At 66.4% G+C, this 26,143-nt stretch carries 28 protein-coding genes; 12 read left to right on the top strand and 16 right to left on the bottom strand.

Translation table 11 applies throughout. The features are described 5' to 3' along the window. Window positions 1-41: 41 nt before the first annotated feature. The 8 genes from DSAT_RS00435 to DSAT_RS15460 all read right to left on the bottom strand — a co-directional run bounded on the left by DSAT_RS00435 (window position 42) and on the right by DSAT_RS15460 (window position 7,810). A complete protein-coding gene (locus DSAT_RS00435) occupies window positions 42-854 on the bottom strand; it encodes a sugar phosphate isomerase/epimerase family protein (protein WP_020885593.1) in 813 nt (270 codons plus the stop codon). 193 nt (window positions 855-1,047) lie between these two features. Next, on the bottom strand, window positions 1,048-2,838 hold the full coding sequence (locus DSAT_RS00430) for a M99 family carboxypeptidase catalytic domain-containing protein (RefSeq protein ID WP_020885592.1): 1,791 nt from the start codon (window positions 2,836-2,838) through the stop codon (window positions 1,048-1,050). Then, on the bottom strand, window positions 2,804-3,517 hold the full coding sequence (locus DSAT_RS00425) for a hypothetical protein (RefSeq protein WP_020885591.1): 714 nt from the start codon (window positions 3,515-3,517) through the stop codon (window positions 2,804-2,806). Before DSAT_RS00425 ends, DSAT_RS00430 begins: the two co-directional genes overlap by 35 nt. Next, the gene (locus tag DSAT_RS00420) at window positions 3,514-4,785 is read right to left on the bottom strand and encodes a L,D-transpeptidase family protein (RefSeq protein ID WP_020885590.1); all 1,272 of its coding nucleotides are present in this window, start codon (window positions 4,783-4,785) and stop codon (window positions 3,514-3,516) included. Before DSAT_RS00420 ends, DSAT_RS00425 begins: the two co-directional genes overlap by 4 nt. Before the next feature lie 44 nt (window positions 4,786-4,829). Next, the gene (pyrE, locus tag DSAT_RS00415; RefSeq protein WP_020885589.1) at window positions 4,830-5,390 is read right to left on the bottom strand and encodes an orotate phosphoribosyltransferase; all 561 of its coding nucleotides are present in this window, start codon (window positions 5,388-5,390) and stop codon (window positions 4,830-4,832) included. Next, on the bottom strand, window positions 5,391-6,686 hold the full coding sequence (purB, locus tag DSAT_RS00410; protein ID WP_020885588.1) for an adenylosuccinate lyase: 1,296 nt from the start codon (window positions 6,684-6,686) through the stop codon (window positions 5,391-5,393). A gap of 122 nt (window positions 6,687-6,808) precedes the next feature. Beyond that, window positions 6,809-7,114 (bottom strand): FmdB family zinc ribbon protein, encoded by a 306-nt coding sequence (locus tag DSAT_RS00405; RefSeq protein ID WP_020885587.1) that lies wholly within the window; start codon window positions 7,112-7,114, stop codon window positions 6,809-6,811. A 384-nt stretch (window positions 7,115-7,498) separates the two neighbouring features. Continuing rightward, a complete protein-coding gene (locus DSAT_RS15460; RefSeq protein WP_020885585.1) occupies window positions 7,499-7,810 on the bottom strand; it encodes a hypothetical protein in 312 nt (103 codons plus the stop codon). Between the two features lie 75 nt (window positions 7,811-7,885). Here DSAT_RS15460 and DSAT_RS00395 point away from each other — a divergent pair, with 75 nt between their 5' ends. The 5 genes from DSAT_RS00395 to DSAT_RS00375 all read left to right on the top strand — a co-directional run bounded on the left by DSAT_RS00395 (window position 7,886) and on the right by DSAT_RS00375 (window position 13,734). Further along, a complete protein-coding gene (locus DSAT_RS00395) occupies window positions 7,886-8,440 on the top strand; it encodes an HDIG domain-containing metalloprotein (RefSeq protein ID WP_020885584.1) in 555 nt (184 codons plus the stop codon). 448 nt (window positions 8,441-8,888) lie between these two features. Then, window positions 8,889-10,550, top strand: a complete 1,662-nt coding sequence (gene ilvD, locus DSAT_RS00390; RefSeq protein WP_020885583.1) for a dihydroxy-acid dehydratase — start codon at window positions 8,889-8,891, stop codon at window positions 10,548-10,550. A 239-nt stretch (window positions 10,551-10,789) separates the two neighbouring features. Then, window positions 10,790-11,836, top strand: coding sequence for a methyltransferase (locus tag DSAT_RS00385; protein WP_020885582.1), 1,047 nt, complete (start codon window positions 10,790-10,792; stop codon window positions 11,834-11,836). Between the two features lie 3 nt (window positions 11,837-11,839). Then, window positions 11,840-12,364 carry a GNAT family N-acetyltransferase gene (locus DSAT_RS00380; protein ID WP_020885581.1) on the top strand — a complete coding sequence of 175 codons (525 nt, stop codon included), beginning with the start codon at window positions 11,840-11,842 and terminating at the stop codon, window positions 12,362-12,364. After that, window positions 12,361-13,734 (top strand): deoxyribodipyrimidine photo-lyase, encoded by a 1,374-nt coding sequence (locus DSAT_RS00375; protein WP_020885580.1) that lies wholly within the window; start codon window positions 12,361-12,363, stop codon window positions 13,732-13,734. The genes DSAT_RS00380 and DSAT_RS00375 overlap by 4 nt, the downstream gene beginning before the upstream one ends. Before the next feature lie 8 nt (window positions 13,735-13,742). On the opposite strand, the gene DSAT_RS00370 is transcribed toward DSAT_RS00375, so the two are convergent. Both DSAT_RS00370 and DSAT_RS00365 read right to left on the bottom strand, forming a co-directional pair. Beyond that, entirely contained in the window at window positions 13,743-14,531 is a 789-nt protein-coding gene (locus DSAT_RS00370; RefSeq protein ID WP_020885579.1) for an RNA methyltransferase, read from the bottom strand. A gap of 7 nt (window positions 14,532-14,538) precedes the next feature. After that, the gene (locus tag DSAT_RS00365; RefSeq protein WP_020885578.1) at window positions 14,539-15,750 is read right to left on the bottom strand and encodes a class I SAM-dependent rRNA methyltransferase; all 1,212 of its coding nucleotides are present in this window, start codon (window positions 15,748-15,750) and stop codon (window positions 14,539-14,541) included. 106 nt (window positions 15,751-15,856) lie between these two features. Here DSAT_RS00365 and ychF point away from each other — a divergent pair, with 106 nt between their 5' ends. Further along, entirely contained in the window at window positions 15,857-16,957 is a 1,101-nt protein-coding gene (ychF, locus tag DSAT_RS00360; protein WP_020885577.1) for a redox-regulated ATPase YchF, read from the top strand. A gap of 132 nt (window positions 16,958-17,089) precedes the next feature. Here the strand turns inward: ychF and DSAT_RS00355 are convergent, their stop codons facing one another. The 5 genes from DSAT_RS00355 to DSAT_RS00335 all read right to left on the bottom strand — a co-directional run bounded on the left by DSAT_RS00355 (window position 17,090) and on the right by DSAT_RS00335 (window position 20,957). Beyond that, window positions 17,090-17,716 (bottom strand): tetratricopeptide repeat protein, encoded by a 627-nt coding sequence (locus DSAT_RS00355; protein WP_020885576.1) that lies wholly within the window; start codon window positions 17,714-17,716, stop codon window positions 17,090-17,092. A 2-nt stretch (window positions 17,717-17,718) separates the two neighbouring features. Continuing rightward, the gene (locus DSAT_RS00350; RefSeq protein ID WP_020885575.1) at window positions 17,719-18,084 is read right to left on the bottom strand and encodes a hypothetical protein; all 366 of its coding nucleotides are present in this window, start codon (window positions 18,082-18,084) and stop codon (window positions 17,719-17,721) included. Beyond that, a complete protein-coding gene (locus tag DSAT_RS00345; protein ID WP_020885574.1) occupies window positions 18,081-18,962 on the bottom strand; it encodes a YkgJ family cysteine cluster protein in 882 nt (293 codons plus the stop codon). The genes DSAT_RS00350 and DSAT_RS00345 overlap by 4 nt, the downstream gene beginning before the upstream one ends. Before the next feature lie 166 nt (window positions 18,963-19,128). Next, window positions 19,129-19,317: a ferredoxin gene (locus tag DSAT_RS00340; protein WP_020885573.1), complete on the bottom strand. Its 189-nt coding sequence runs from the start codon at window positions 19,315-19,317 to the stop codon at window positions 19,129-19,131. Between the two features lie 203 nt (window positions 19,318-19,520). Further along, entirely contained in the window at window positions 19,521-20,957 is a 1,437-nt protein-coding gene (locus DSAT_RS00335; RefSeq protein WP_020885572.1) for a sensor histidine kinase, read from the bottom strand. 198 nt (window positions 20,958-21,155) lie between these two features. Here DSAT_RS00335 and DSAT_RS00330 point away from each other — a divergent pair, with 198 nt between their 5' ends. Beyond that, on the top strand, window positions 21,156-21,650 hold the full coding sequence (locus tag DSAT_RS00330) for a Crp/Fnr family transcriptional regulator (RefSeq protein WP_020885571.1): 495 nt from the start codon (window positions 21,156-21,158) through the stop codon (window positions 21,648-21,650). A 16-nt stretch (window positions 21,651-21,666) separates the two neighbouring features. On the opposite strand, the gene DSAT_RS00325 is transcribed toward DSAT_RS00330, so the two are convergent. Beyond that, window positions 21,667-22,632, bottom strand: coding sequence for a calcium/sodium antiporter (locus tag DSAT_RS00325; RefSeq protein WP_020885570.1), 966 nt, complete (start codon window positions 22,630-22,632; stop codon window positions 21,667-21,669). Between the two features lie 201 nt (window positions 22,633-22,833). Between DSAT_RS00325 and DSAT_RS15025 the strand changes: the two genes are divergently transcribed. The 5 genes from DSAT_RS15025 to DSAT_RS00300 all read left to right on the top strand — a co-directional run bounded on the left by DSAT_RS15025 (window position 22,834) and on the right by DSAT_RS00300 (window position 26,133). Continuing rightward, window positions 22,834-23,283, top strand: a complete 450-nt coding sequence (locus tag DSAT_RS15025; protein ID WP_020885569.1) for an ArsR/SmtB family transcription factor — start codon at window positions 22,834-22,836, stop codon at window positions 23,281-23,283. Window positions 23,284-23,334: 51 nt separating this feature from the next. Next, window positions 23,335-23,571, top strand: coding sequence for a thioredoxin family protein (locus DSAT_RS00315; RefSeq protein ID WP_020885568.1), 237 nt, complete (start codon window positions 23,335-23,337; stop codon window positions 23,569-23,571). Window positions 23,572-23,679: 108 nt separating this feature from the next. Continuing rightward, on the top strand, window positions 23,680-24,072 hold the full coding sequence (locus DSAT_RS00310; protein ID WP_020885567.1) for a thioredoxin family protein: 393 nt from the start codon (window positions 23,680-23,682) through the stop codon (window positions 24,070-24,072). 3 nt (window positions 24,073-24,075) lie between these two features. Beyond that, complete coding sequence (locus tag DSAT_RS00305; protein ID WP_020885566.1) at window positions 24,076-24,792, top strand: cytochrome c biogenesis CcdA family protein; 717 nt, start codon at window positions 24,076-24,078, stop codon at window positions 24,790-24,792. Between the two features lie 30 nt (window positions 24,793-24,822). After that, the gene (locus tag DSAT_RS00300) at window positions 24,823-26,133 is read left to right on the top strand and encodes a permease (RefSeq protein ID WP_020885565.1); all 1,311 of its coding nucleotides are present in this window, start codon (window positions 24,823-24,825) and stop codon (window positions 26,131-26,133) included. Window positions 26,134-26,143: the final 10 nt, after the last annotated feature.

Below are 26,143 nucleotides of genomic sequence, written 5' to 3'. Positions count from 1 at the left end.
CGCGTTTTTTTTCGCTCTGGCGTGAAAAACCCCCTTTCCGCCTACACCGGCCTGAAGAGGCGGGCGAAGAGGACCGAGTGCTCGGCGATGAAGGCTTCGCTTTGGCGCAGGGCGTCCTTGGTGTGCGGCTCCAGGGTGGCCGTGGGCCGCGCGGGCAGCGCCTCGACCAGATCGAAGAACTCGCCCCAGGGGATACTCCCCTGCCCAAGCCCCAGATGCTCATCGCCCTCGCCCCGGTTGTCGTGCAGGTGCACGTGGCCGATGAAGGGCGAAAGGGCCGCGAACCAGCGCGAGAGGTCGCGCCGCGCCACGCCCTGGCTGAAGCTGTGCCAGTGCCCCACGTCCAGACACACGCCCACGTCCAGGCCAAGGCCGCGCAGCGCGGCCACGAGCCCGGCCAGCCGCTCGGGTTCGGCGTCGTGCGTGTTTTCGAGGTACAGGGGCGGATGGCCCGGCCAGGCCGCGAGCACCCGCCGCCAGGTGGCCAGCGCGGCCTCGAACTGCTGTTCGGCCTGCTCGGGGCTCGCGGGCGGGGAGAACGAAGCGTGGCCCACCATGTGGCGCGGGGCGTAGATCCTGGCGATGCGCACGGCGCGCAGAAGGCGCTCGCGCGAGGCCTCGGCCATGAGCGGGTCGCAGCTTGCGGGGCGAAGATCGTCGAAGGGCAGGTGCACGGCCGTGGCCAGCCCGGCCGAGGCGAAGGTGCGCGCCATGGTCTCGTGCCAGGCCGTGTCCAGACTGTCGCAGGCAAAGGCGTCGATACCCAGCTCAGGGCACAGGGAATGGGTCAGGAAGTAGTCGAGATAAAAGGGCTCCCGGGCGCAGTACCGAAGCGGCAGATTGACGAAGAACATGGCGTGCAGCTCCTCCTTGCCCGATGTGTTGGCGTTTTCGCGAAGGAAAATTCGTCGCGGCGGCCGAAAACCACGTTTTTCGGCGCGCGGCAGCCGTTAGGCGAGCGTCCTCTCGGCGCGAGTCTTACGGATGCCGACAGCATCGCAGCGGTTCTCCGCAAAATACGACTTTGCGTATTTTGCGGACGTCACACTAGGAGCGTGAGTCCTGCGAGCTTCGCGCCGCCATGCTCGCCGGGGCGAGCAGCACCTCGCCCAGGGGCTTGAAGGTCGTGGCCTGCCGAATGTTCAGCACCGTGTGCCGCCCTGGGCCGACCACGAAGGTCTCGCCGAAACGAAGTGGCAAGCCGTCCGCCATGACCAGCAGTTTGTCCTGCTCGCCATTGCTCCAGGCCGCGTCCAGAGTCCAGGTTCCAGGCTGTGCGAGCAGCGGCGCGGAGTCGCCCACGGCCACGAAAACGGTGCGCCCGGCCGGGTCCAGAAGGCGCAACGCCTCCACCCGGCGCGGCGAAAGCTCGATCAGGAACTCCGCGCCGCGTGCGCCCGGCGTCTCACGCACCACCTGAATGCGCGTCTTGTCCGGCCCGCTCTTGAGCAGGAAACGGGGAATGAACATCTCTGAATCAAGCACGATCTCCACGTTCGCGTCCTGGCCCGTGTTGCGGCCCGGCCGGGTGACGATGCCCTTGATGTTCACGATCTCGTCGCGGCCGCCGCGCACGCCCTCGATGATGAGCTGGTCGCCTTCCAGGGCATGCAGCACCTGGCCGGGGGCGAGGCGCTTGAGGCGGTTGTTGTGCCAAAGCACGAAAAGCACGGGCTCCTTGGCCGTGTCCGGGCCTTTTCCGGCAAAGCGCGCCGTGGCCCGCCCCACCAGTTCACCATCGCTGCGCAACTCGAAGGAGCCGAAAGGTTCGAGAGGCAGATGCGGCGAGCGAGTCAGATCCACCAAGGGCCTGCCTTCGGCGAAAAGGCCGGGAACCGGAGCCATGCGGGCGTCCTCGCCTGAGGTCGCGACCTCTACGCGAAGCGGCGCGCCTGCCTCGACCGTGATGACCCCGCCGGGCGCGAAACGCTGGCCGTTGACCCGCACCTCGGGCGGGGCGGCGGCGAAGGCGTCGAAGGACATGCCCTCGATGCACGGCGGCTCCACGTGGACGCCGAAATGCTCCAGGAACATGACCGTGGCGCGCAACTGCTCGCGCACTTTCCAGTCCAGAGAGGAGATGCTCTTGCTGACCTCGATGGCCAAGGCCGGAATGCGGTGCGCCGTGAGCGCATGGCACGTCAAGGTCTTTCGCATTTCGGCCCCGAAAATAGAATTCAGGGAAAAGGTGTCGGTGTTGAACAACTCGAAGCGGTAGCTGGCCGGCCGAACAAGGGGATTGAGGCGCGCGAGCACGCCCTGGACCAGCCCCGAGAGGTCCACGGTCTCCTCGTAGACGTCGGTGTCGATGATGATGCTCTGACCCCAGCGTCTGGGGTTGCGCAGATCGTTGACAAAGGTGGGGCTGTAGAAGCCCGATCCTTCGTGCAAGTGGATGAAGGCGTCGCTTTGGGCCACGAGATGGCGGATAACGCGGGCCAGCCGGTCCTCGAAGAAGTCGTCGTACTCACGGTCGAAGCGGCGGTTCAGGTCCACATTCACCTGACGCACGCGGTGATGGATGGAAGGCACGTTGGCGCGCGGCACCACGATCAACGTGCCGCGCGTGACACGAGCGGCGGTGAGCAGTTGGGCGGTGATAAACCCCGCCACCTCGTCGCCCTGGATGCCGCCCTGGACCATGACCGTGGGACCGGGCTCGCTCCCGTGCAGGGTATGCACGGTGATGGGATGCTGCGTGCCCTCGAAGTAGGTGAAGGACGAGGCCTGGGCCTGGGCGCAAAAAAGGAGCGCGACAAGGGCAAACGCCCCGGCGAAAGCCGAAATCCGGTCCAGGTTCCGGCTAGGAGACGATGCGCGAAAGCGGATAGGTTTCACTGTAGATCGGGTTCCCGTCCTGCCCGGAAATGACCACGCGCACCCCGAAAAGGTCGCCCCGCTCAACGCCCGTGGGCAGATTGAAGGTGGCCTGGATGCGCTTGAAGCGCTGGATGGAGAAGACCAGATCGGCCTCCGGCGCGCTCACCCGCTCCATCCTGCCCGAATTCAATATCACGTGGAAATCCACGCGGCCGCTCAGGGTCGTGTCCGCGATGAGGTTGTTCAGGTCGAAGCGGACCTGCATGGAACTGTTCACCAGCCGGGCCTGAATATTCTCCACCCCGGCCTGACGCAGATTCTGATAGGCGAAAATCTCTCCGAGATTGGGCGGCGAGGGGGGAGGCGCCGTGCGTTCACGCTCGGCCATGTTTCCCGCCTGGATCAGGTCCTGCACGTCCTTGGGATCGTGGGAGCGCAGGATCTTCTCCACGTTGCCCAGGCGTTCGAGCTGCACTTCGGCGTCGATCAGGCGGCGCTCAAGCCCCCTTTTCTCGTCCACCAGCGCCGCGTTGGCGCTCCAGTAGCGAAACCCCGCGTACAGCCCGCCGCCCGCGGCAAGCATGAGCAGCGCGAGCAGCCAGATCGCGACCCGGATCCAGGCGGACCCCAGGCGAAAACGGCGCACCTGGGCGTCGTCGCGCATGAAAATGATGTTGTACTTGCTACGGGGGCTCATGAAGATGACTTTGTCCAGGTTTCACTGACGATGCGCCAGCCAGAGGCCGTGGGTTCGAGAAGCAGGGTCTTCACGCCCCTGTCGGCGAAGCCCGAAGCGCTCTCGTAATCCTGCACGAAGGTCACCCGCAACCCTGCGGGATGCAAATCGACGCTCAGGCCGGAAAGCTCGACACGGCGCGGCGGGTTGTTCTCCCACAGGGTCGTCTTCTGGACCACGATGGCCTCGATGCCCTGGCGGGCGTCCTGCACGGCCGCAGGCGCGTAGTGGCGCGAGTAGGCCACGATGTCGCCGCTCTCCCAGGCTTGCCGCCAGTTCTCGACCAGCCCCGAAACCCTGTCCCTCGCCTCACTCAGGTAGAGTTGTTCGAGGTCGCGTTCAGGGCGGTCGTATTCCGCGCCCACGATGATCCAGTTCCCTTCCTTGTCCCGCTGCCAGTACAGCCTCTTGTGCACCTGGGAGACGAAGGTGTCGGTGCGATAGTACTGGTCGAACCAGGTCACCCAGTAGTCCGTGCCGGGCAAAATTTGCACGTCGTAGGTCGCGACCTCGATCCAGGACTTGGAGGCGAAGATGCGTTCCTTGTTCTCGCGAAACGCCCTGAAGGTCGGCGCGCCGGGTTCCACGTAGCGCTTCTGGTCGTAGAAGCGGAAATACTCGTTGCTGCGCGCCCGCCAGGATTGCCGCCACTGCTCAAGCAGCCCCACGATCTCGCTCGCGGTTCTGCTCGTGTCGCCGGGCGCGTCGTTGACCACGACATCGCGCGCGATGACCACGGGCGTGCCGCGCGTCAGGCTGGCCTTGATGGAGTGCAGGTCGGGATTGTTCAGGGCCACGCAGCCCTGGGTATCGCGCGGCACGATCGTCTGGCCTCGGCCGTGTATCCAGATGCCGCTGCCGGTCTTGCCCTTGAGCCGGTCCACCGGATTGGGATAGTTCAAAGTGAAGGCCAGATCGCCGTAAAGGCCCCAGTCCAGGCCCCTGGTCAGGGTACGCTGGATGAAATAAACGCCCTCTGGGGTCTTCAAGTCGCCTTCCTTGAACTTGTCGCCAGCACCCTGCCCCGTGGTGCACGGCAGGGTGTGGATGGCAGTCAGCGGCGAGCGCCGCCCGAAGGCGTAGAACGTCTCGCTGTCCTTGGCCACTGCCAGGAAGAACGGCGGAGCGTCGGGATAGTCCTCTATGTTCAGGGAAAAGGCATGGGTCGTGGAAGCGCAAAGCCAGACGACCATGGTCAGGACGGCGGACACCGCGGCGACAGGCTTCATCTCGAATCTCCTGGGAAATTCCGGTCGTCTCGCTGACGAGGGCCTCATGCCTTCGCGGCGCTAAGCAGCTCCGCGCGCGTAAACACGGGCAAAAGATCGTACCCCGCGCGGGCGAGATTCTCGCGGCCGCCCTCCTCGCGGTCGAGGATGGTGCACACGGCCACGATCTCGAGTCCGGCGTCGCGCACCCGCTCACAAGCCTTGATGAGCGTGCCGCCCGTGGTCACCACGTCTTCGAGCATGGCCACCTTCATGCCGGGCGCGAAGTTGCCCAGGCCCTCAAGATAGCGTCCCGTGCCGTGGCCCTTGGCCTCCTTGCGCACGATGAACCCGGGCAGGGGCCGCCCGGCCAGGTGGGAAAGCACCGTCACCGAGGAGACGAGCGGATCGGCCCCGAGCGTCATACCGCCCACGCCCTGCACGTCCACGTCGCGCAGCAGATCGAGGAACAGGGTGCCGATGCACCATGCCCCTTCCGGATGCAGCGCGGTCTGCTTGCAGTCGAAGTAGTAGTCGCTTTTTTTGCCCGAAGTGAGGGTTATCTCGCCCTCGATGTAGGACTTCTCGTAAAGCAGTTTGGCCAGCGTGCGCCTGACAGCGTCCATCTATCCCCCGAAAACACGATCAAATATGGTCTCTTCAAAACGAAGGTAGTAGCCGGGATCGAACAATTCATCAAGCGCCGCCGCGCCCAGGCGCGCGGCTATGCCCTCTTCGGCGCGCACCGCGTCCGGGAAGGGCGTGCGCTCGCGCCAGCAGCGCATGGCCACGCCCTGCACGAGCTCGTAGGCCTCTTGCCGGGCCATGCCGCCCTCCACCAGGGCCAGCAGCACGCGCTGCGAGAAGAACAGCCCCATGGAGGACATGAGGTTGCGCTCCATGTTCTCGGGGATCACGCGCAGGCCCGAAAGCAGGCCGGCCAGCCTGTGCAGCACGTAGTCGGCCAGGATGGTCGAGTCGGGCATGATGACCCGCTCCACCGAGGAGTGGCTGATGTCGCGCTCGTGCCACAGGGCCTGGTTCTCCATGGCCGCCAGGGCGTTGGTGCGCACAAGGCGCGAAAGCCCGGTCATGTTTTCGGCCGAGATGGGGTTCTTCTTGTGCGGCATGGCCGAGGAGCCCTTCTGGCCCTTGGCGAAGCCCTCCTCCACCTCCAGCACCTCGGTGCGCTGCAAGTGGCGCAACTCCACGCACAGCCGCTCCACACCGCCCGCAAGAAGCGCCAGGCTGGTGAAGAAATGGGCGTGGCGGTCGCGCTGCACGATCTGGGTGGAGACCGGATCGACGGACAGGCCGAGGATGCCCAGGGCGATCTCCTCCATCTCGGGCGAGAGGAAGGCGTACGTGCCCACGGCCCCGGAGATCTTGCCAACGCGCACGCCGTCGAGCGCGGCCAGGAAGCGCTCGCGGTGACGCGCGAACTCGGCGTAGAACCCGGCCATCTTCAGGCCGAAGGAGGTCGGCTCGGCATGGATGCCGTGAGTGCGGCCCATGCACAACCTGCCCTTGTTGGCCTTGGCCACGTCGGCCAGCACGGCCAAAAGGCGGTCCAGGGCCGCGAGGATCATATCGCCCGCGCGCGAAAGCAGCACGCCGTTGGCCGTATCCACGATGTCGGAAGAGGTGCAGCCCAGGTGGATATAGCGGGCCGAGGGTCCGACCTTCTCCTCCACAGCCGTGAGGAAGGCGATGACGTCGTGGCGCGTGGTTTCTTCGATTTCAAGAATGCGCTCGACGTCGAAATCGGCCTTGGCCCGGATGTCCTCCATGGCCTCGGCCGGGATCACTCCCAGACGATGCCAAGCCTCGCACACGGCCAGCTCGACTTCGAGCCAGACGCGGAATTTGTTGTCCAGGGTCCAAAGCGCGCCCATCTCGGGGCGGGTGTAGCGGTCGATCATGACAAGGCTCCAGGCAGGCGGTTTCTGCAGAGATGCGCCGTCGCGCGCGTTGCGCGGGAATACGCGATTTTCGGGCAAAAAAAAAGGGCGGCCGCGCGGACCGCCCGGAATCGGGCCAGGAGTTATGCCGAAGGGCTGGCCGGGGCGGCCTTGTCCTTGGCGGGCTTGGTCTCGGCCGCCGGGCTGGCCGAATCCGATGAGGCCGACGAATCCTTGGTCTCGGTGCCGCCGTTGCCGTTGCCCGAAGCCTTCTTGCCGCAGTAGTCGGTCACGTACCAGCCCGACCCCTTGAGCATGAAGGCGGTGTTGGAGACGATGCGGCTGGCCGCGGCGCCGCAGGCGCAGGGCGACGTCACGTCGTCGAAGCTCTTGTTCCACTCCTCGAAGACCTTGCCGCAGGCGGGGCATTCGTACTCATAGATGGGCATGTGCCGCTCCTTTCTCGCGCTGATCGTGAAACGGAAAAAATCCGGTCGCGGTCGGCCGTGACAACGGCTCCGCGACCGGCGCGAGATGACAGATAATCAGACGGACCGGCCAGTCAAGGGCCGGGAGCGCGTTTAGGCCTTCTTGGCCTGGGCCTTGGCCTCGCGGACGCGGGCCTTGAGGTTTTCCTTGCGGCGCTTGCGGCGGCGATCCAGTTCCTTCTTGCGCTCGTGCTTCTTGTGCTTGGCCATGTGCCCTCCAGTATTCCGGCAGTTATTTCACAATGTTGCCGGAGAAATATGCTTGCGTGACCCGGGCTTTCGGCCCGGCTGCACGTACCCGTGCGAAGACGAAGACCGCTCCCTTACCCCAAGCCGCCGCACCCGTCAACCTGACATCCCGCTGCCAGATCGCTCGCCAGCCGCCGCACCCGCCAGCGCGTCCAGCGCCCCGGCCGGATCGCGCACCTCCGCCACGGGCGCATGGCCCTCGGCAAAGACCTCGGCCGCGCGCCGCGACAGCGTGCCATCCAGATCCAGCGCCACGGCGAAAGCCGCGCCGCGCCGCGTGGCCGATTCCATCAGGCGTAGCGCCTCGGCCGTTCCGGCCGCCTCGGCCACTTCGGCCCCGGCCGCGCGCGCGGCCTTGGCCACGGCCTGGCGCGCCTCGAACTCCCCGCCGCTCACAAGCACCCGCATCGCCTCTCCTTCCTTGCCCGGTTTACAAATCGCCGCCACGGTCGTACCACCGAACGGCCAACAGGAGGAAGCCCCATGCTCGACCGCGACCAGGCCCTTTCCCTCGTGCAGGAGCACACGCCCGAACCGCACATGCGGCACCACGCCCTGGCCTCCGAGGCCGTCATGCGCGCCCTGGCGCGCCAGCTCGGCCAAGACCCCGAACTGTGGGGACTGACCGGGCTTCTGCACGACCTGGACTACTCCGCCACCAAGGACGAACCCGCGCGCCACGGTATCGAAGCCGCCGCCATGCTGGACGGCAGGCTGCCCGAAGAGGCCCTGTGCGCCATCCGCGCGCACAACCACGAGCACACGGGCGTGGCCCCGGCCGCGCAACTGGATTTCGCCCTACGCTGCGGCGAAACCGTGACCGGGCTCGTGGCGGCCGCCGCCCTGGTGCGGCCGGACAAGCTCGTGGGCATGGCCCCGTCGAGCCTGAAAAAAAAGATGAAGGACAAGGCCTTCGCCCGCTCCGTGAACCGCGAGACGATCAAGGAGTGCGAACGCCTGGGCCTGGACCTGACCGCGTTCCTGGCCCTGTCCATCGAGGCCATGCAAGGCGTGGCCGAGGATATCGGGCTTCAATGAGAGAACGGAGGAGGCGCTGCCTCCTCCAGACCTCCTCCGCCAGGGTCAGGCCGCCCCAAAAGCACCGTCTGCTGCGTTGCCGCGAAAGGGCCGATCCCTCGCGTATTCTTTGATACGCGTCGGGCCCGGCGCTTTCTTGCGCCTTGCACCCGGCACATTTGGAACGGCCTGCGGGACGAAGAATGTCGCTAAGATGTTCCCTGGACCCCGCGATTCGCTTCGAAACCATCGCTGGCAGAGCCGACTTGGGTGCGGCGGCGATGGTCCGCCCCAGAACCCTGCTTTCCCGAAGCCGTCGCAGACGGCTTCGGGAACCGCAGGGGGTCCGGGGGAGATCATCTCCCCCGGGATGATCCCCCGGCGCGTAGCGGGGCTTTGCCCCGCTACGCGCTTGCTTCGTACCCCCAAGGGGGCTAGGATGGCGGGATATTTTTTTCTGGAGGAAGCAATGCGCAGCAAAAAGATGACCGCGGGCATCGAGCGCGCGCCGCACAGATCGCTGCTGCACGCCCTGGGGATGACGCGCGAGGAGATGAACCGCCCCCTGGTCGGCGTGTGCAACGCGGCCAACGAGATCGTGCCCGGCCACAAGCACCTGGACGTCATCGCCGAGGCCGTGAAGGCCGGAGTGCGCATGGCTGGCGGCACGCCCATCGAATTTCCGGCCATCGCCGTGTGCGACGGCCTGGCCATGAACCACGAGGGCATGGGCATGTCGCTGCCCAGCCGCGAGAACATCGCCGATTCCGTGGAGATCATGGCCACGGCGCACCCTTTCGACGCCCTGGTGCTCATTCCCAACTGCGACAAGTCCGTGCCGGGCATGCTCATGGCCATGCTCAGGCTCGACATCCCGGCCGTGCTCGTCTCGGGCGGGCCGATGTACGCGGGCACCGGCGGCACGGATCTGATCAGCGTCTTCGAGGCCGTGGGCAAGGTGCGGCGCGGACTCATGGACGAGGAAGAACTTTCGCGCCTTGAGGAATACGCCTGTCCGGGCTGCGGCTCGTGTGCGGGCATGTTCACGGCCAACTCCATGAACTGTCTGGCCGAGACCATCGGCCTGGCCCTGCCGGGCAACGGCACCATCCCAGCGCCCACGGCCGCGCGCTCCCGTCTGGCCAAGGAGGCCGGGGTCGCGGTCATGGAGCTTCTCGCGCGCGGCATCACCCCCCGCGCGATCGTGACCGAACGGGCCGTGCGCAACGCCGTGACCCTGGACATGGCGCTTGGCTGCTCCACGAACACGGTGTTGCACCTGCCCGCCATCTTCCGCGAGGCCGGGCTTGACCTCACGCTCTCTATCTTCGACGAGGTCAGCCGCGCGACCCCGAACCTGTGTAAACTCTCGCCCGCCGGGCCGCATCACATCGAGGATCTGCACGCGGCCGGGGGCATCCCGGCGGTCATGGCCCAACTGGCCCAGGCCGGGCGCGTGGACACCTCGTGCCTCACCGTGACCGGCAAGACCGTGGGCGAAAACCTCGCGGCGCTTGGCGCGCGCGTGGCCAACCCCGAGGTCATCCGGCCGCTGGACAACCCCTACGGCACGCAGGGCGGAATCGCCGTGCTCATGGGCAACATCGCGCCCGAGGGCGCGGTGGTCAAGCAGTCGGCCGTGGCCAAGGACATGCTCACGCATAGCGGCCCGGCGCGGGTCTTCGACTCCGAGGAGGCGGCCAACGCGGCCATCCTGGAAGGCAAGATCAAGCCCGGCGACGTGGTGGTCATCCGCTACGAGGGACCGCGCGGCGGCCCCGGCATGCGCGAGATGCTCTCGCCGACCTCGAACATCGCGGGCATGGGCCTCGACGGCGCGGTGGCGCTCATCACCGACGGCCGCTTCTCCGGCGGTACGCGCGGCGCTGCCATCGGCCACGTCTCGCCCGAGGCGGCCGCGGGCGGCCCCATCGCCCTGGTGCGCGAGGGCGACGTGATCGCCATCGACATTCCCGGCCGCAGCCTGACGCTTCGGGTGGACGAGGCCGAACTTGCCCGGCGCAAGACCGAGTGGAAGCCCGTGGTGAAGGAACTCAAGTCGCCGCTGCTCAGGCGCTATGCGCGGCAGGTGACCTCGGCCGCGTCGGGCGCGGCCCTGAGCGACGAATAGAAGCGACACGGGCGGCGAAAGAAACCGCCCGCATCCCCATGGATGATCGTGGGGGCCCGTGAGCCGGGACATGGCTTGCGGGCCCCTTTGCATTGCTGACAAACTCCGTTTCCCAGACCGTTCAAGAAGCTCCGGACGCACGGCGCGCCAAAACACAGCAGATGGAATTTTCGGGACAGCCCGGGAGGCGTTCACCTCTGGCGAATGGCGTGCTACAGGGCGAAAAACAAGGAGCCGCCATGAAGCCCATCGGACCGGACGAACACGGCAAGGCCAACACGCCCCGGACTTTTCCGACGCCCGACACCCCCGAGGCCATCATGGCCCTGGCAGGCGGCTTTCAGAGAAGCCGCACCCTGCTTACGGCCTTCAAACTGGGCGTTTTCGGTGAACTCGACCGCGAGCCGCGCGCCTCGGACGAAGTGGCGAGGCGGCTTGGCTGCGATGCGCGGGCCATGGACCGGCTCCTGCGCGCCCTGGTCACGCTTGGGCTGTTGACCCTTGAGCAGGGCCGCTTCGCCTGTACCAGCGCCTCGGCGCGCTTTTTGTCGCGCCAAAGCCCCGACTGCCTGACCTCCCTGGACCACACCGAGAATCTGTATCACGCCTGGGGCACGCTGACCGGAGCCGTGCGCGCGGGCACGGCCCAAAAGACCGGCCTGGGTAGCGAGAGCTTCGATTACGAGGCCTTCATCGAAGCCATGGACCGCCGCGCCAGGGGCGACGCCGACGCCCTGGCCGAGGCCATTGGCCTTGTGGGCGTGACGCACGTGCTCGACGTGGGCGGCGGCTCCGGGGCCTACAGCATGGCCATGGCCAGGGCCGAGCCAAGCCTTACGGCCGTGGTTCTCGATCTGCCCGAAGTCACGCCGCTGACCATGCGCTACGTGGACAAGGCCGGGTTCACGGGGCGCGTGGTGACGCGCGCGGGCGACTATCATACGGACGAACTGGCCAATCCGGACGGCCCCGGCTTCGATCTGGTGCTGCTCTCGGCCATCGTCCACATCAATTCGTCCGAGGAGAACGTGTCGCTGCTGCGGCGCTGCCACGCGGCGCTTGCGCCCGGCGGGCGGGTGGCGATGGTGGACTTCGTCATGGACGAGGAGCGGCTGCGGCCGCCGTTCGGCGCGCTCTTCGCCCTGAACATGCTGGTCAACACCGCGCGCGGCGACACCTACACCGCCTCGGAAATCGCGGACTGGCTCGCCCGGGCGGGGTTCACGCCCCTGCCGCCCAAGGCGTTCGGGCCGACCACGAGCCTGATTTTGGGCAGGAAGGACTGAGCCGTGCGCATCCGCGAGGCGGAATTGTGCGACGCGGCCGCGCTGCTCGTGCTCGAACGGACAGTGGAGGACGGCACGCCCCATCTGCTGGACGAGGCGGCCGAACTCGGCCTGGACGTGCCCGCCATGACGCGCAGGCTCGGGCAGTTCCTTTCCCGGCCCAACTGGACCGTGCTCGTGGCCGAGGACGAGGCCGGGCTCCAGGGTTATCTCTTCGCCGTTGGCGGGCATCTGCGCGGCATCGCGCACGCGGCGCGCATAAACGGCCTGGGCGTGGCCGAGGCCGCGCGCCGAAAGGGTGTGGGGCTTGGACTCTTGCGCCGCCTGGACGCCTGGGCGGAAGGCTCGGGCGTGCGCCGCCTGGAGCTGAAGTTCATGGCCCCCAACGCGGCCGCCCGCGCCCTCTACACCCGCGCGGGCTACCTGGAGGAAGGCGTGCAGCGCGGGGCCTATCTGGTGGACGGGCGGCTCGTGGACGCCGTGCTCATGGGCAAGCTCGTGAGCGGCCCGGACGAGGAAGGGGCGTGAACGAGCGCCGCCTTCACGCTCTGAACGCTGGCGAGCCAGGCCAGGGGCCCGTGCTCTACTGGATGCACCGCGAGCACCGCGCGCGCGACAACTGGGGACTGCTGCATGCCCAGGGATTGGCGCTTCGCGCCGGGCGGCCCCTGGCCGTGGTCTACGGACTGGCGGACGCCTTTCTGGGCGCGACCATGCGTCAGTTCGGCTTCCTGCTCGACGGCCTGCGCCTGGTCGAAGCCGAACTCTCGGCCCTGAACATCCCTTTTTTCCTGCTGCGCGGCGACCCGCCCGAGGAGATCGCGCGTTTCGCCGGACACCACGGCGCGCACACCGTGGTCACGGATTTCGATTCGCTGCGCCTGAAGCGGCAATGGCTCGCGCGCGCCGCCAAGGCCCTCGCCTGCCCGCTCGTGGAGGCGGACTCGCGCAACATCTGCCCCTGCCGCGCGGTCTCGGACAAGCGCGAGTACATGGCCCGCACCATCCGACCCAAGATCATGCGCCTTCTGCCCGAGTTCCTAGAGCCGTTCCCCGCGCTCGCACCGCATCCCGTGCCATGGCCGGGGCATGGCCCGGCGAACTATTTCGTGGCCGCGCGCGCGGCCCTGGCCGTGGACCGTTCTGTGGCCGAGGTGGACTGGGCCAGGCCCGGCACGGACGCGGGAATGGGGATGCTGCGCGCCTTCATGGCCGAGCGCCTGGCGCGCTATCACGAGCGCAACGACCCAAACGCGGGCGCGGTCTCGCTGCTCTCGCCGTGGCTGCATTTCGGCATGATCTCGGCCCAGCGCGTGGCGCTCGAAGCCTTGCGGGCCACGGCCCCGGCCGAGGCCAGGGACTCCTTCGTGGAGGAGCTCGTGGTCAGGCGCGAGCTTGCCGACAACTTCTGCCTGCACGCGCCCGATTACGACTCGATCTCCTGCTTCCCGGACTGGGCCGTGCGCAGCCTGGACAAGCACCGGGGCGACGAGCGGCCCTGGCTCTACGGCCTCGACGACCTGGAGGGCGCGGCCACGCACGATCCATTGTGGAACGCGGCCCAGCGCCAGATGGTCCGGCGCGGCCACATGCACGGCTGGCTGCGCATGTACTGGGCCAAAAAGATTCTGGAATGGTCAGCCACGCCCGAGGAGGCGCTGCGCGCGGCGATCCTCCTCAACGACCGCTACCAACTCGACGGCCGCGAGGCCAACGGCTACGCGGGCATCGCCTGGGCTTTGGGCGGGGTGCACGACCGCCCTTGGGCAGAGCGGCCGGTGTTCGGGTCGGTGCGTTACATGAATTTCGCGGGCGCGCGGCGAAAGTTCGACGTGGCCGCGTTCGTGTCAGCCTTCGGCGACGCGCGCGACCGGGAATTGCTTACGGCCATGCGCTGACGCCGGTTCTAATCCGCGCGCCCGGCCTTTTCGGCCAGCCACTCGACCTGGCGGCACAATCCCATGAGCATGTCGAACTCGCGGCGGGAGATGTCCGTGCGGGCCAGGAAACGGCGAAACGGCATCAGGAAGTAGTCCGGGTTGTCGCCATGCAGCACGTCCAGGGCGAGCAGGGCCTTCTTGACGCGCGCCATGAGCAGTTCGCGCTCGGGCACGCCGATGCCCTGCCCCGGCGCGGCCCCGACCTGCGCGTCCGTCTCCCGCTCCACCAGCCCGGCCGCAATCGCGCGCCGCGCCTTCAGGCATTCCCAGAGCAGCAGCAGTGCGGCCTGGGACAGGTTCAGCGAACGGCCCGCGCTGGCCGTGGGAATGGTCACAAGCCGCGTGCACAAGGCCAGGTCGTCGTTGCCAAGGCCCTGGTCCTCGGGGCCGAGCACCAGCGCGGCCGTGCCGCCCTTTGCGATGCGCCGCGCGACCATCCCGGCGGCCTTGTCCGGCGAAAGCAGCGCCTTTCGCCAGCCGCCCAGGCGGGCCGTGGTGGCAAAGGCTTCCTGCACGCCCAAGAGCGCGCCCGCGAGATCGGCGTGGATGGTCGCTCCTTCGAGCAGATGGCGCGCGTGCTGCGTAGCCAGCACGGCGGCCTTCTCCACATCCCAGTTCTCGGGCGCCACAAGGCGGATGTCCGAAGCGCCCATGTTCAGGCAGGCCCTGGCCACGGAGCCCACGTTCTCGGGAAACCTGGGCCGCACCAGGACCACGGACAGGCCGAAAAGCTCGATCCCGCCTCCGTCTCTCATGTGCGCCTCAGCGGAGCAGCCTGCACAGGAAGGCCTTCAGGTAGTTGGTCTCGGGCATGGCCGGGTGTACCGGGTGGTCCGGTCCTTGGTGCAGTTGCTCGACGATCTGCACCGAGGCCCGCCGCATGTTGGCCGCGCGCAGCACGGCGCGCTTGAGCGACTCCGCATCCATATGCTGCGAGCACGAACAGGTCAGCAGCATGCCGCCGTCGTCCAGCAGTTTCATGGCCTCGCGGTTGGCCTTGACGTAGGCCTGCTCGCCCTTGGCCGCGTCCTTCCTGTGCTTGATGAAGGCGGGCGGGTCCAGACAGATGAGGTCGAAGCGACGGCCTTCGGCCTTGAGCGCGTCGAGCGCCTCGAAGACATCGCCCTCGGCCGTGCTCAGGCGCTTTTCCACGCCGTTTCCGGCCGCGTTGGCGCGCGCGTGTTCGAGCGCAAGGCTCGACGCGTCCACGCACAGAACCTCTTCAGCCCCGGCCCTGGCCGCGTTCACGCCGAACGAGCCGACGTAGGAGAAGAGGTCCAGCACCCGCGCGCCCTTGGCCCTGGCCGCGAAGCGCGCCCGGTTCAAGCGCTGGTCGAAGAACCAGCCGGTCTTCTGACCCGCGGCCAGGGGCGCGGTGAAGCGAAGCCCGTTCTCCTCGACCTCGACCACGTCCGGCGGGGTGCCGAAGGCGGGCTCCACGTATTCGGGCAGCCCCTCGTAGGAGCGGCCAGAGGCGTCGTTCTTGAAAAGAATGGCCCCTGGATCGAGCAGTTCACAGAGCGTCTCGACCACGGCCAGCCGCTCGCGCTCCATGCCCGCCGTTGTGATCTGGACGACCAGCACGTCGCCGTAACGGTCCACGACCAATCCGGGCAGGAAATCAGCTTCCGCGAAACACAACCGATAGTATGGCGCGGAAAAGAGCCGCTCGCGCAGTTCCAGGGCCGTCTTCAGACGGTCGAAGAGAAGCTTTCGGCCCAGGAATTCCGTGGGCCTGCGGCTGACGACGCGCACGCTGATCAGCGATGCAGGGTTGATGAAGCCGTTGGCCGTGAATTGGCCCCGGCTGTCCTCGACGCGCACCGGCTCGCCGGGCGCAAAGTCGCGCAGGGGGGACTTCCTCGTGTCGATCTCGTTGGAGAAGACCCACAGATGGCCTGTCTTGATGCGCCGTTCCTCGCCCTTCTTGAGGGTCACTACTTTTGCCGCGATGCGGTCTTCGTTTTGTGTCATGGGCGCACCCCTAGCACCGCAAGTCAGGGAAAACAACATTTTGACACCCGCCCCCGCAGGGCTTATGGAAGCGCCGGACCTGATCGTCCCCACAGGAGAACGCAAAATGTCCCTCAGCATAGGCATCGTCGGACTGCCCAACGTCGGCAAGTCCACCATATTCAACGCCCTCACGCGCGCCCAGAACGCCGAGAGCGCCAACTATCCCTTCTGCACCATCGAGCCCAACAAGGCCGTCACGCCCGTGCCCGACGCGCGGCTGATCAAGCTGTCCGAGCTGGTCAAGCCGCAGAAGATCGTCCACGCCACCGTGGATTTCGTGGACATCGCGGGTCTGGTCAAGGGCGCGAGCCAGGGCGAGGGCCTGGGCAACAAGTTCCTGGCCAACATCCGCGAGACCCAGGCCATCCTGCACGTGGTGCGCTGCTTCGAGAACGACGACGTGATCCACGTCTCGGGCACGGTCGATCCGCTGCGCGACATCGAGACCATCGAGACGGAACTCATCCTGGCCGACATGCAGACCCTGGAGAACCGCGTCGATCGCCTGGAGAAGCAGGTCAAGGGCGACAAGACGCTCAAGCCGCTCATCGACGCCGGACGCGCGCTGCTCGCGCACCTGGAGAAGGGCGAGCCCGCGGCCTCGTTCCCCGGCCGCGACGACGAGCGCGCGCGCGAGCTGATGCGCGAGGTCAGGCTGCTCACGGACAAGCCCTTCATCTACTGCGCCAACGTGGACGACGCAGGCCTGACCGAAGACAACGAGCACGTGAACGCCGTGCGCACCCTGGCCGAATCGCGCGGCGCGCAGTTCGTGAAGGTCGCGGCCAAGGTGGAGGAGGAGTTGATCGGGCTTTCCGACGCCGAGGCCAAGGAGTTCCTGGAGTCCTACGGCGCGGCCGAATCGGGCCTGGGGCAAATCATCCGCACGGGCTACCACGCGCTCGGGCTCATCTCCTACTTCACGGCCGGAGAGAAGGAAGTGCGCGCCTGGACCGTGACCAGGGGGGCCAAGGCCCCGCAGGCCGCCGGAGTCATCCACACGGACTTCGAGCGCGGCTTCATCCGGGCCGAGGTCATCGCCTACGACGACTACGTGAAGCACGGCTCAGAGGCAGCCTGCCGCACGGCGGGCGTGCTGCGCACCGAGGGCAAGGAATACGTCGTCCGCGACGGCGACGTGGTGCATTTCCTTTTCAACGTCTAGCCTTTGACGAGGCATTAAAAATCCGCGATCACCGCGTTGTCGCGTAAAATCAGGACCCTCGCGTATCATGACATACGCGAGGGTCCGGCGCTTTTGCGGCAACGCCGCAGACGGCGTCTTTTCAGCGGCCTGCTACGGAAGAGCGGCGATGTCGTCGATGAGCTTCTGGGGGATGTCGTAACCGCTCTCGCGGGCCTTCTCCACGTTGGCCGTGGCCGTGGCCTTGTCGCCGCGCTCCAGGGCCACCATGGCCAAGTTATGGTAGGCTGGACCGAACTTGGGCTCCACGGCCAGGGCCTTCTTGCACCAGTTCTCGGCCGCGTCGAGCATGCCTTTCATGTAGTAAACGCCGCCCAGGTTGGCCATGGCTTGCACGAACTTGGGATCCTGAGCCACGGCCTTCTTGAAGGCCGCGATGGCCTGGTCGGCCTCGCCGCGCTGCATGTGTACGAAGCCGATGTTGGCGTGCGGCACGGCGAAAAAGGGGCGCTCGCGCACGGCCATCTGGTTGTAGCGCAGGCAGGTCTCGAGATCGCCGCGCTGCATGGCGATGCCGCCGAGCTGCACGTAGGCCTCGACCAGCTTGGGCGAGCAGTCCAGAGCCTTGATGAGGCTCTCTTCGGCCTCGCGGAACATGCGCTTGGAGAGATAGCCCACGCCCAGGTTGTAGTGGGTGTTGGCGCATTCGGGGTTGCGGGCCAGGGCGTTCTGCTGTTCCGCGATGTATTCGTCGACGTTGGTGGCCTTGGTGGGGGGCATGGTTAATCCTCGTTGTTCGTGTTGCCTTCCATGGTGGTCACGTACCAGCGCGCGAAGTCGAACATGCCGAGGATGCGCTCGTCCTCGTTGATCATCCCGGAGCAGGCCTCGAAGGCGCCCCGGGCGTACGTGTCGGTATAGCGTTCACGCGGCACGGTGTACAGAAACGCCCGGATGAGTTGCTGCGTGGTCATCTGGTTCTTGTCCTTGCGGATGTCTATGGGATCCTTGGGCTCCTGGAAAGGATCCCAATTCTCGTATCCGATACGGTCGATGAACTTGCGCCGCCTGGGCGAGAGCGACTCGTAGATGCCGCGCTTGAGCTCCTCGCGCTCCTCGGCGGAAATCTTGGGCTGCTCCTCGCTCACTTGGGGCCTCCGATCTCGATGATCATGGGCTTGCCCGAGCAGCCGCCGGACGAGGCACTGGCGCAGCCGTCACAGTTCTTGTCGTCGCAGGAGGAGCACTCCTCGGAGGGGAACTCGAGACGCGAGCCCGGGGCGAAGGTCTTGGGATCGGCCGGACCCGTGGGGCGCTGCGCAGTTTCGGCGAAGGCCTCGGGGATGGCGTCCGGGTCCTCGTCCACCGGGGTCTCCTCGGTTTCGAGCCCCAGGTACTTCTCGTCGTAGGTGTTCATGAGCGCCACTGACACGGGCACGAACAGCGTGGCCAGCCCGGTGAACTTGGAGCCCACGCCCTCGGCGGCCCGGGCCGAGAGTTCGACCAGCCGGTCCTGGATCTTCTCCAGTTGGACCGTGGGATAGGGCTTGCCCTGTTCGAAGCCGGAGCGGCCGCAGGTCCTGGTCTGGCCCTCGAAAGCCGTGGGGATGCCGTAGAGGCGGCAAGTGATGGGCCGGTGCTCGTACAGGGCGCAGGAGCTGTCCTCGGCCAGCAGGGGGCAGCGGATGCGTTCACGGGCAAGTTCGGCCAGCACGGCAAGAGTGTCCGCACCCGACTCCTTGGCCTTGAAGGCCGCGCGCACGATCTTGTGCTGGCGGCGCTCGGCCTCGTCGGCGCGCATGAGGATGGCGTCGCGTTCACGACCGCCGAAGGTCGCGAGGAACCGATCGTTGAGGTAGGCGCTCTCGATGAAGGAAAGATCGAAGAGGGCGTGGCAGCAATCGTCGCAACCCTTCTCGCAGGTCACGAGGTCGCCGCACTGGCCTTTGACGGCGGAGAATATCTTGTCGATTTCGGCCACCAGGGCCTCGTACTCGGCAAAGTATTCGGAAAGGTCGATACCCATCTCGGGCCTCCCTGAAAAAACAGCCACACCTTCGTGGCGGCATTGCGGGACTGGAAGAAGGGGCGACGCCGCGTGGCGCGCCGCCTGCCGTCGCCGGGACGCGCCCGGTAAAAAAAGGGAGCGGCAGAGTCGCCGCTCCCGAAATCCCGTTCGCGAAGAGAGCGGACTACTCTTCTTCGATGGTGATGGCGTCCTGCTCGCAAACCTCGACGCAGGATTCGCAGCCCAGACACTCTTCCTCGTTCACGGCCACGGCCTTGCCGTCCTGCAGCTCGTAAACCTCGACAGGGCAGACGTCGACGCACTCGCCGTCGCCGGTACACTTCTCAACGTCGATGGTGATCTTGTAACCCATGAGCTTCCTCCGATTGGATGTATTCGGGTCTCGCCCGCATGCGCCCGCCTCGCGCAGGCCGCGTTTGGAGCCGAAAAAATGCCGTCCTGAGGCCCTTGGGCCATCGACGGGTCGCCTTGCAATAGCTTCCGCACTCTAGGCTGTCAAGCATGCGGAATGTCGATGTAGAGACGTCGGCGAACTTCGCCGCGCGCCGCCCAGAATCAGTCGTCCGCCTGGACCGGCAGATAAAAATAAAAGAGGTTGCCGCCCTCGGTGCGCTCGTATCCGACCGCCCCGCTATGCAGCCCCACCACTTCCTTTATGAAAAACAGACCGTGGCCCGTGCCGTATTCGCTGCTGGCGTTGGCGCCCCGAAATCCCTCGCTGTACAGACGCGACGCCTCGCTTTCCGCGAGGTGCTGCCCCGTGGAGAAGACCGAAACCTTGACCGCCTCCACGGGCCGCTCGCCGATGGCGGAGACGACCTCCCAGTCGTACGCCACGCGCGGCGGCGAACCGTCCGCTGGCGAGCGCGCGTACTTGACCGCGTTGGAGAAGAGGTTGGCCACCACCTGGCTAATGAGTCCCACGTCGGCCAGCACCTGGGGGTCGGGGTTCGCCTGCGTGCCCGGCCCGGCCGCGATTTCTATGCCTCGCTCGGCGAAACGCGCCCGGTAGCGTTCGAGCTGCGGCTCCAGGATCTGGGTGCGTAGGTTGCACGGCCGCATCTCCAGCACGTAGCGGCCCTGCTCGAAATGGCTACGTCGCAGAAGCGTCTCCAAAAACATGGAGGTCTGCTCGTAGTGGCGGTATATCTCGCGGTACTGCCCCATGAGCGCGGCGAAGGCCGCGTCCATGTCGGTCTGAAGCCGCTTGCAGGCCTCCATGCGCTCGGGGTCGTCCAGGGCGCAGTCGTTGGTAAACTCGGAAAATTTGGTCGCGATGTCGCGCAGGAGCATGATCCGGCTCTCCAGGCGGCGGTAGAAGAGCTTGAAGTACATGTTGGGCACGATGACGTTGTGCCCGATGTCTTGCACGAGGCTGCGAATGAACTCCAGATGCTCCTGGTTCTTGCTGGCGATGAGGCGGTTGTGGATGCGGTAGCCGATACGGTTGGCGTACTTCTCGAAAAAGAGCTTCTCGTGTTCGGAGATGTCGGTGCCAGGCGTGATGTCCAAAAGGCCGATGACGTCGCGCTCCGGCTCAAAAGGAAGCTGGGAGACGAGTTCGTGGTTGCCTTTGATGGGCAGAAGGTAGTGGCCGTTGCGGACTTCGGGCTTTTCGACCAGCGGAGGCTCGGGCGCGTCCTCGGGCGGCGTGCCGAAACAGCCCTTTATGGAGCAACAGCGCCATTCCAGGCGTTTTTCGGCGTTCAGGAGAAAAAGGCTCGCCTCCTTGTCGAAAAAGACCTTGGGGATGACCACGGAAAGCACCCACAAATCCTGCTTGGCCGTGAATTCCTGGGCAAGGTCGAAAAAGACGTTCAGGGCCCGGCTCTCGCGCTTGCTGAACTGGTATTTCTCGTAGGCCCCGATCTTCTCACGGATACGCCGGACGAAAAAGTCCACCCGTTCGCGCGCCTCCTCGGGGGCGATGCCGTTTCCCGGTTCGAGGTCGGAAAAGAAGATGTCGCCTGTGGGCGTTTCGTCGCGCTGCATATGGCCCTTCACGCTTGAGGTTGGCCGATCGCGCGTATTCTGTAGAATGGCGTGGCCCGCATTGCAAGCCCCGCCGCCCCTTCAGACAATGCCTGCGGGCTGAACAAGCGAACAATGCCCGGCTTCCGCCGGACCACGGACGGCGTTGCCTGCGAGGGTGCCCTGGTGTACAGTGCGCCAGCACCTTCAGGGGGGATCATGCGCGAAACCGGCTACCTTCTCAGCCGCGACGAACTCGTGGACAGGTTCAGGACGCTGCCGAGCCTGACCAACTTCGACAACGCCTACGTCAAGCGCATCCTGTCGCTTTCCAAGCTCAGGATGTACGAGCCCGGCGAGACGATCATCGAAGAAGGACTCACAGACCGCTGGCTGTACGTCGTCATCTCCGGCGAGGTGAGCGTGAGCAAGGGTGGCGAGGAGCTGACGCGGCTGTCGCACGTGGGCGACATTTTCGGCGAAATGAACGTCATCGACGGCAAGCCGCGTTCCGCGACCATTACCGCCGTGACCAACACCACCTGTCTGGCCATCGACGCCTCGTTCCTCGACGCGCTGGACGAGGCGGACAAGCACCCTTTCAATGCGGTGCTCTACCGCCTGTTCTCAGAAATCCTGGCCGAACGCCTGCGCGAGACCGACGCCGAGCTCGCCCGCTGCCGCCGCGACCTGGAGCGCCTGCGCCGGACCTGAGCCGGTGCCTTGCGCGTCATCCTGCGGCCGCGAGCCAGACCGTGTAGCCGAAAAAGCAGACCAGGAGCAGCACACCCTCGAAGCGGTTGATCCGGCCCGGTCTGCCCCCAAAACCATAGCCAAGCGCGAACAGCGAGAGGGTCAGCGCGCCCATGACCGGCACGTCGCGCGTGAGGACCTCTGACGGCACGGCCAACGGGCTGATGGCCCCGGCGATGCCGACCACGGCCAGGGTGTTGAAGAGGTTCGAGCCGAGCACATTGCCCAGGGCAATGTCGTGTTCCCCTTTGCGCGCCGCAGCCACGGACGAAGCCAGTTCGGGCAGCGAGGTGCCCACGGCCACGATGGTCAGACCGATGATCAGGTCGCCGACGCCGAGCGCCTGGGCGATCTGCACCGCGCCGTGCACGAGCACGCGCGAACTGGCGATGAGCAACGCAAGGCCGATCGAAAGCCGCCACACGGCCCTGGGCAGGAGCATGGCGGGAGCGGCAAGCTCCTGCTCCATCTCTGCGCCGAGTGAATCCGTGCGTTGCACGAGTCCCTGACGCACGGTCCAGGCCATGAGTCCCGCGAATACGGCCAGCAGCGCCTGGGCGTCCAGACGCGAAAGCGTGCCGTCGAGAAGCAGCAGCGCGGTCAGGGCCGTGACCGCGACCAGAATTGGCAGCTCCTTGCGCAGTACCGTCGAATGCACGGCGATAGGGCTTATGAGAGCGCTCACGCCCAGGATCAGGGCGATGTTGGCGATGTTCGAACCATAGGCGTTGCCCAGTGCAATCCCGGGATTACCTTGCCAGGATGCCAGGGCCGAGACCATCATCTCCGGGGCCGAGGTGCCGAACCCTACCACGACCATGCCTATGAGCAACGGCGGCATGCCGAAATGCCGCGCCACGGCGGCCGAGCCGTCCACGAAGCGGTCCGCGCTCCAGACCAGGAGCGCCAAGCCGACGGCCACGGACAAAAGCGCCACTATCATGCATTCTCCATACACCGAAACGGGCGGTGACGCACCATGCGTCCCCTTCACCGTGCGGCGGGTCACATACGCCCCATCCAGGGGTTTGTGAAGATGTCCGGCCACGCCCGCCTGCGGCCGTCCGCGGGTCAGCTTCGGACTTCCCCTTGACGCGCGGCGCATGTTTTCCTATTTTCCAAATCAGGAAAATTTGGAGGCGCAATGAACTCGATCAACGCCCGCCGGGCGCAGGTCTTCAAGGCCCTGGGAAATCCCGTGCGCATGGCCCTGGTGCAGGAACTGCTCGCGGGCGAGCGTTGCGTGTGCGATCTGGCCCAGGCGCTTGGCGGCAACATGCCCGCCGTGTCCAAGCACCTGGCCACGCTGCGCGAGGCCGGGATCGTCTCCTGCCGCCGCGAGGGCACGACCATCCATTATTCGCTGGCCATGGCCTGCGTGGCCGGGTTCCTGAACTGCGTGGACGGCCATCTGCGGCGCGAGGCCGCCCGCCTGACCAGTGATCTGGCAGGCGACATGGCCGCGCGCGCGCCCGCTTCGGCTCTGGACGGGGCAGGCGCGGAGCCCGGCGTCTCGTCCGCGCACGGACAGCAACCAATCCGGCCCGCCTGCGCCTGCGAAAACACCACGCAAGCCGCCACCGGAACCCTCTGACCTCCGCAAATACCCATCCCAAGACACGACACAAACAGCAAGGAGCATCCCATGAAACTCATCCAGGTTCTCGGCCCCGGCTGCGCCAAATGCAAGGAAGCCGCGCGCATCGCAAGCGAAGCGGTCGCCGAATCGGGCATCGAGGCCCGCGTGGAAAAGGTCGAGGATTTGCAGCAGATCATGAGCTTCGGCGTCTTCTCCACCCCGGCCGTGGTCGTGGACGGAGAGGTCAAGGCCGTGGGCAAGGTCCCGAGCAAGAAAGAGATCGTCGCCTGGCTCGCGGGCTGAGTGATCGCCCCCAAAGCCCCCTCTACCGCATTGCCGCGAGAACCCCGATCCCTCTCGCATGAGAGCCGTGCACCGGGGTCGATCGTCAACCCGCCAAGGAGACACGCCATGTCCCTGCGCAAGATCGTGCGTCTCGCCGCCTGCCTGCTCGTCCTCGCCCTCGCGCCGGTCTGGGACGCCAGCCCGGCCAAGGCCCAGGAAACCGTGCCCATCGTGCCCGTGCCGGGCATGGTAACCATGGTCGATCTGGGAGCCAAAAACTGCATCCCCTGCCGCATGATGGCCCCGATCCTCGTGGAACTCGAAAAGGAGTACCAAGGCCGGGCGGCCATCGTCTTCATCGACGTCTGGCAGCATCACGACCAGGTGGAGCGCTTCGGCCTTCGCGCCATCCCCACCCAGATATTCTTCGACAAGGAAGGCCGCGAGGCCAAACGCCACACCGGCTTCCTGAGCAAGGAAGCCATCGAGGCGGAACTCAAACAGCTTGGAGTCGAATAGCCCATGGACCAGATATTCTTGACCGTGCACGGCTGGATGACCGGCGGAGCATGGCTGGCCTTCGTGGGCAGCTTCCTGTGGGGCGTGGTCAGCGTGCTCTTCAGCCCCTGCCACCTGGCCTCCATTCCGCTCATCGTCGGCTACGTGGGCGGCCAGAAAGAGGCCGTGGCCGGACGCCGCGCCCTTCTCTACTCGGCCTGCTTCTCCTTCGGGCTGTTTGTGACCATCGCGCTCATCGGCGTTGTCTGCGCCATGCTCGGCCGGATGCTCGGCGACATCGGCCCCTGGTGGACCATCCCCGTGGGGCTCATCCTCATCTGGCTGGCCATGGACATGCTCGGCGTGGCCCGCTGCTCCACGGGCGGCGGCCTGCTCTCGCGCTTCACCCTCAAGGGCGTCTTCGGGGCCTTCGTGCTCGGCCTTCTCTACGGCATTCTTTCCGGTTCGTGCACCTTCGGCTTCATCGCCCCCATCCTGGCCGTGATCACCCTGCAAGGGGAGGTCGCCACGGGCGTGGCGCTGATCGTCCTTTTCGGCCTTGGCCACTGCCTGCCCATCCTGATCGCGGGCGGCTCCACGGCCCTGGTCCGCCGCCTGCTGGCCAAGAACGAGTTCCATTCGGCCAGCCTGCGTTTCCGCCGCCTGGCGGGCGTACTGGTGGGACTCCTCGGCCTGTATTTTGTGAGCATGCCCTTTCTGCCCGAGTATTCCTTCTTCTAACTCTAAAAGCCCGCGACAACGAGTATCCCCATGCCCCACAGCGAATTCTGGAAAGAAAACTGGCGTCCCCTGGCGCTGATGATCGGCCTGTTCCTGGCCTGCTTCTATCTCCCCGTGGGCCAACCGCGCTTCGACAACGCCGTCGTCGAGGCCCTGGAACTGGTCAAGTGGTACGCGCAGGAGCACGTCATCCTGTGCCTGATCCCGGCCTTCCTCATCGCCGGGGCCATCTCGGTCTTCGTCAGCCAGGGCTCGGTCATGAAGTATCTGGGCCCCTCGGCCAACAAGGCCTGCGCCTACGGCGTGGCCTCGTGCTCGGGCACCATCCTGGCCGTGTGCTCGTGCACCATCCTGCCGCTCTTCGCGGGCATCTATCGCATGGGCGCGGGCCTGGGGCCGGCCACGGCCTTCCTCTACGCGGGACCGGCCATCAACGTCCTGGCCATCATCCTCACGGCGCGCGTGCTCGGCCCGGAACTGGGCATCGCCAGGGCCGTGGGGGCCATCGTTTTCAGCGTGGTCATCGGCCTGATCATGCACTTCATCTACCGCAAGGAAGAGCAGGAGAAGGCCATCAAGATGGCCCAGGTGCCCGAGCCCGAGGCCGCGCGGCCGCTGTGGCAAAACGGGCTCTACTTCGCGGCGCTCGTGGGCATCCTGGTTTTCGCCAACTGGGGCGCGCCCGCCGAACCCACGGGCATGTGGCAGGCGGTGTTCGCGGCCAAGTGGCCGCTCACGGCCCTTTTCGCGGCAGGGCTCGGCGTCATGTTGCATCTGTGGTTCGGCCTTGCGCGCGGGCCGCTGCTCCTGGCCTTCGCCGCCACCACGGCCTCTGCCCTGGTCTTCGACGAGCCGCTCGTGCCCTTCGTCGTCGGCCTGGCCGCGCTCTCGATCATCATCGCGGGCCGCGAGGACGATTCCGGACAGTGGTTCTCCTCCTCCTTCGGCTACGCCAAGCAGATCCTGCCGCTGCTCTTCCTCGGCGTGCTCATAGCGGGCGCGCTGCTCGGCCGCCCCGGCAACGAGGGGCTGATCCCCTCGGCCTGGGTTGCCGCAGCCGTGGGCGGCAACTCGATCCTGGCCAACTTCGCGGCCTCGTTCGCGGGCGCGTTCATGTATTTCGCCACCCTCACCGAGGTGCCCATCCTGCAAGGCCTCATCGGAAGCGGCATGGGCAAGGGCCCGGCCCTGGCGCTGCTGCTCGCCGGACCGGCCCTCTCGCTGCCCAACATGCTGGTCATCCGGAGCGTCATGGGCACCCGCAAGACCGTGGTCTTCGTGGCCCTGGTCATCGTCATGGCCACGCTTTCGGGCCTGATCTACGGATCGCTCTTTGACTAGCGCCGCAATC

It is taken from the genome of Alkalidesulfovibrio alkalitolerans DSM 16529 (genome assembly GCF_000422245.1).
GTDB lineage: Bacteria > Desulfobacterota > Desulfovibrionia > Desulfovibrionales > Desulfovibrionaceae > Alkalidesulfovibrio > Alkalidesulfovibrio alkalitolerans.
The sequence above is the reverse complement of the archived record's forward strand: the minus strand, read 5'-3'. Positions and strand labels throughout refer to the sequence as shown.

Bases quoted from the DNA above. Each gene is read 5' to 3' on its own strand.
- DSAT_RS00335 (WP_020885572.1), bottom strand. From the start codon at position 20,957: ATGCAGCGCGACGAAACGCCCACAGGCGACATCTTCTTTTCCGACCTC.
- DSAT_RS00425 (WP_020885591.1), bottom strand. From the start codon at position 3,517: ATGAGCCCCCGTAGCAAGTACAACATCATTTTCATGCGCGACGACGCC.
- purB (WP_020885588.1), bottom strand. From the start codon at position 6,686: ATGATCGACCGCTACACCCGCCCCGAGATGGGCGCGCTTTGGACCCTG.
- DSAT_RS00345 (WP_020885574.1), bottom strand. From the start codon at position 18,962: ATGGGTATCGACCTTTCCGAATACTTTGCCGAGTACGAGGCCCTGGTG.
- DSAT_RS00355 (WP_020885576.1), bottom strand. From the start codon at position 17,716: ATGCCCCCCACCAAGGCCACCAACGTCGACGAATACATCGCGGAACAG.
- ilvD (WP_020885583.1), top strand. From the start codon at position 8,889: ATGCGCAGCAAAAAGATGACCGCGGGCATCGAGCGCGCGCCGCACAGA.
- DSAT_RS00305 (WP_020885566.1), top strand. From the start codon at position 24,076: ATGGACCAGATATTCTTGACCGTGCACGGCTGGATGACCGGCGGAGCA.
- DSAT_RS00395 (WP_020885584.1), top strand. From the start codon at position 7,886: ATGCTCGACCGCGACCAGGCCCTTTCCCTCGTGCAGGAGCACACGCCC.
- DSAT_RS00310 (WP_020885567.1), top strand. From the start codon at position 23,680: ATGTCCCTGCGCAAGATCGTGCGTCTCGCCGCCTGCCTGCTCGTCCTC.
- ychF (WP_020885577.1), top strand. From the start codon at position 15,857: ATGTCCCTCAGCATAGGCATCGTCGGACTGCCCAACGTCGGCAAGTCC.
- DSAT_RS00420 (WP_020885590.1), bottom strand. From the start codon at position 4,785: ATGAAGCCTGTCGCCGCGGTGTCCGCCGTCCTGACCATGGTCGTCTGG.
- DSAT_RS00365 (WP_020885578.1), bottom strand. From the start codon at position 15,750: ATGACACAAAACGAAGACCGCATCGCGGCAAAAGTAGTGACCCTCAAG.
- pyrE (WP_020885589.1), bottom strand. From the start codon at position 5,390: ATGGACGCTGTCAGGCGCACGCTGGCCAAACTGCTTTACGAGAAGTCC.
- DSAT_RS00385 (WP_020885582.1), top strand. From the start codon at position 10,790: ATGAAGCCCATCGGACCGGACGAACACGGCAAGGCCAACACGCCCCGG.
- DSAT_RS00435 (WP_020885593.1), bottom strand. From the start codon at position 854: ATGTTCTTCGTCAATCTGCCGCTTCGGTACTGCGCCCGGGAGCCCTTT.
- DSAT_RS15025 (WP_020885569.1), top strand. From the start codon at position 22,834: ATGAACTCGATCAACGCCCGCCGGGCGCAGGTCTTCAAGGCCCTGGGA.
- DSAT_RS00370 (WP_020885579.1), bottom strand. From the start codon at position 14,531: ATGAGAGACGGAGGCGGGATCGAGCTTTTCGGCCTGTCCGTGGTCCTG.
- DSAT_RS00340 (WP_020885573.1), bottom strand. From the start codon at position 19,317: ATGGGTTACAAGATCACCATCGACGTTGAGAAGTGTACCGGCGACGGC.
- DSAT_RS00300 (WP_020885565.1), top strand. From the start codon at position 24,823: ATGCCCCACAGCGAATTCTGGAAAGAAAACTGGCGTCCCCTGGCGCTG.
- DSAT_RS00330 (WP_020885571.1), top strand. From the start codon at position 21,156: ATGCGCGAAACCGGCTACCTTCTCAGCCGCGACGAACTCGTGGACAGG.
- DSAT_RS00405 (WP_020885587.1), bottom strand. From the start codon at position 7,114: ATGCCCATCTATGAGTACGAATGCCCCGCCTGCGGCAAGGTCTTCGAG.
- DSAT_RS15460 (WP_020885585.1), bottom strand. From the start codon at position 7,810: ATGCGGGTGCTTGTGAGCGGCGGGGAGTTCGAGGCGCGCCAGGCCGTG.
- DSAT_RS00325 (WP_020885570.1), bottom strand. From the start codon at position 22,632: ATGATAGTGGCGCTTTTGTCCGTGGCCGTCGGCTTGGCGCTCCTGGTC.
- DSAT_RS00315 (WP_020885568.1), top strand. From the start codon at position 23,335: ATGAAACTCATCCAGGTTCTCGGCCCCGGCTGCGCCAAATGCAAGGAA.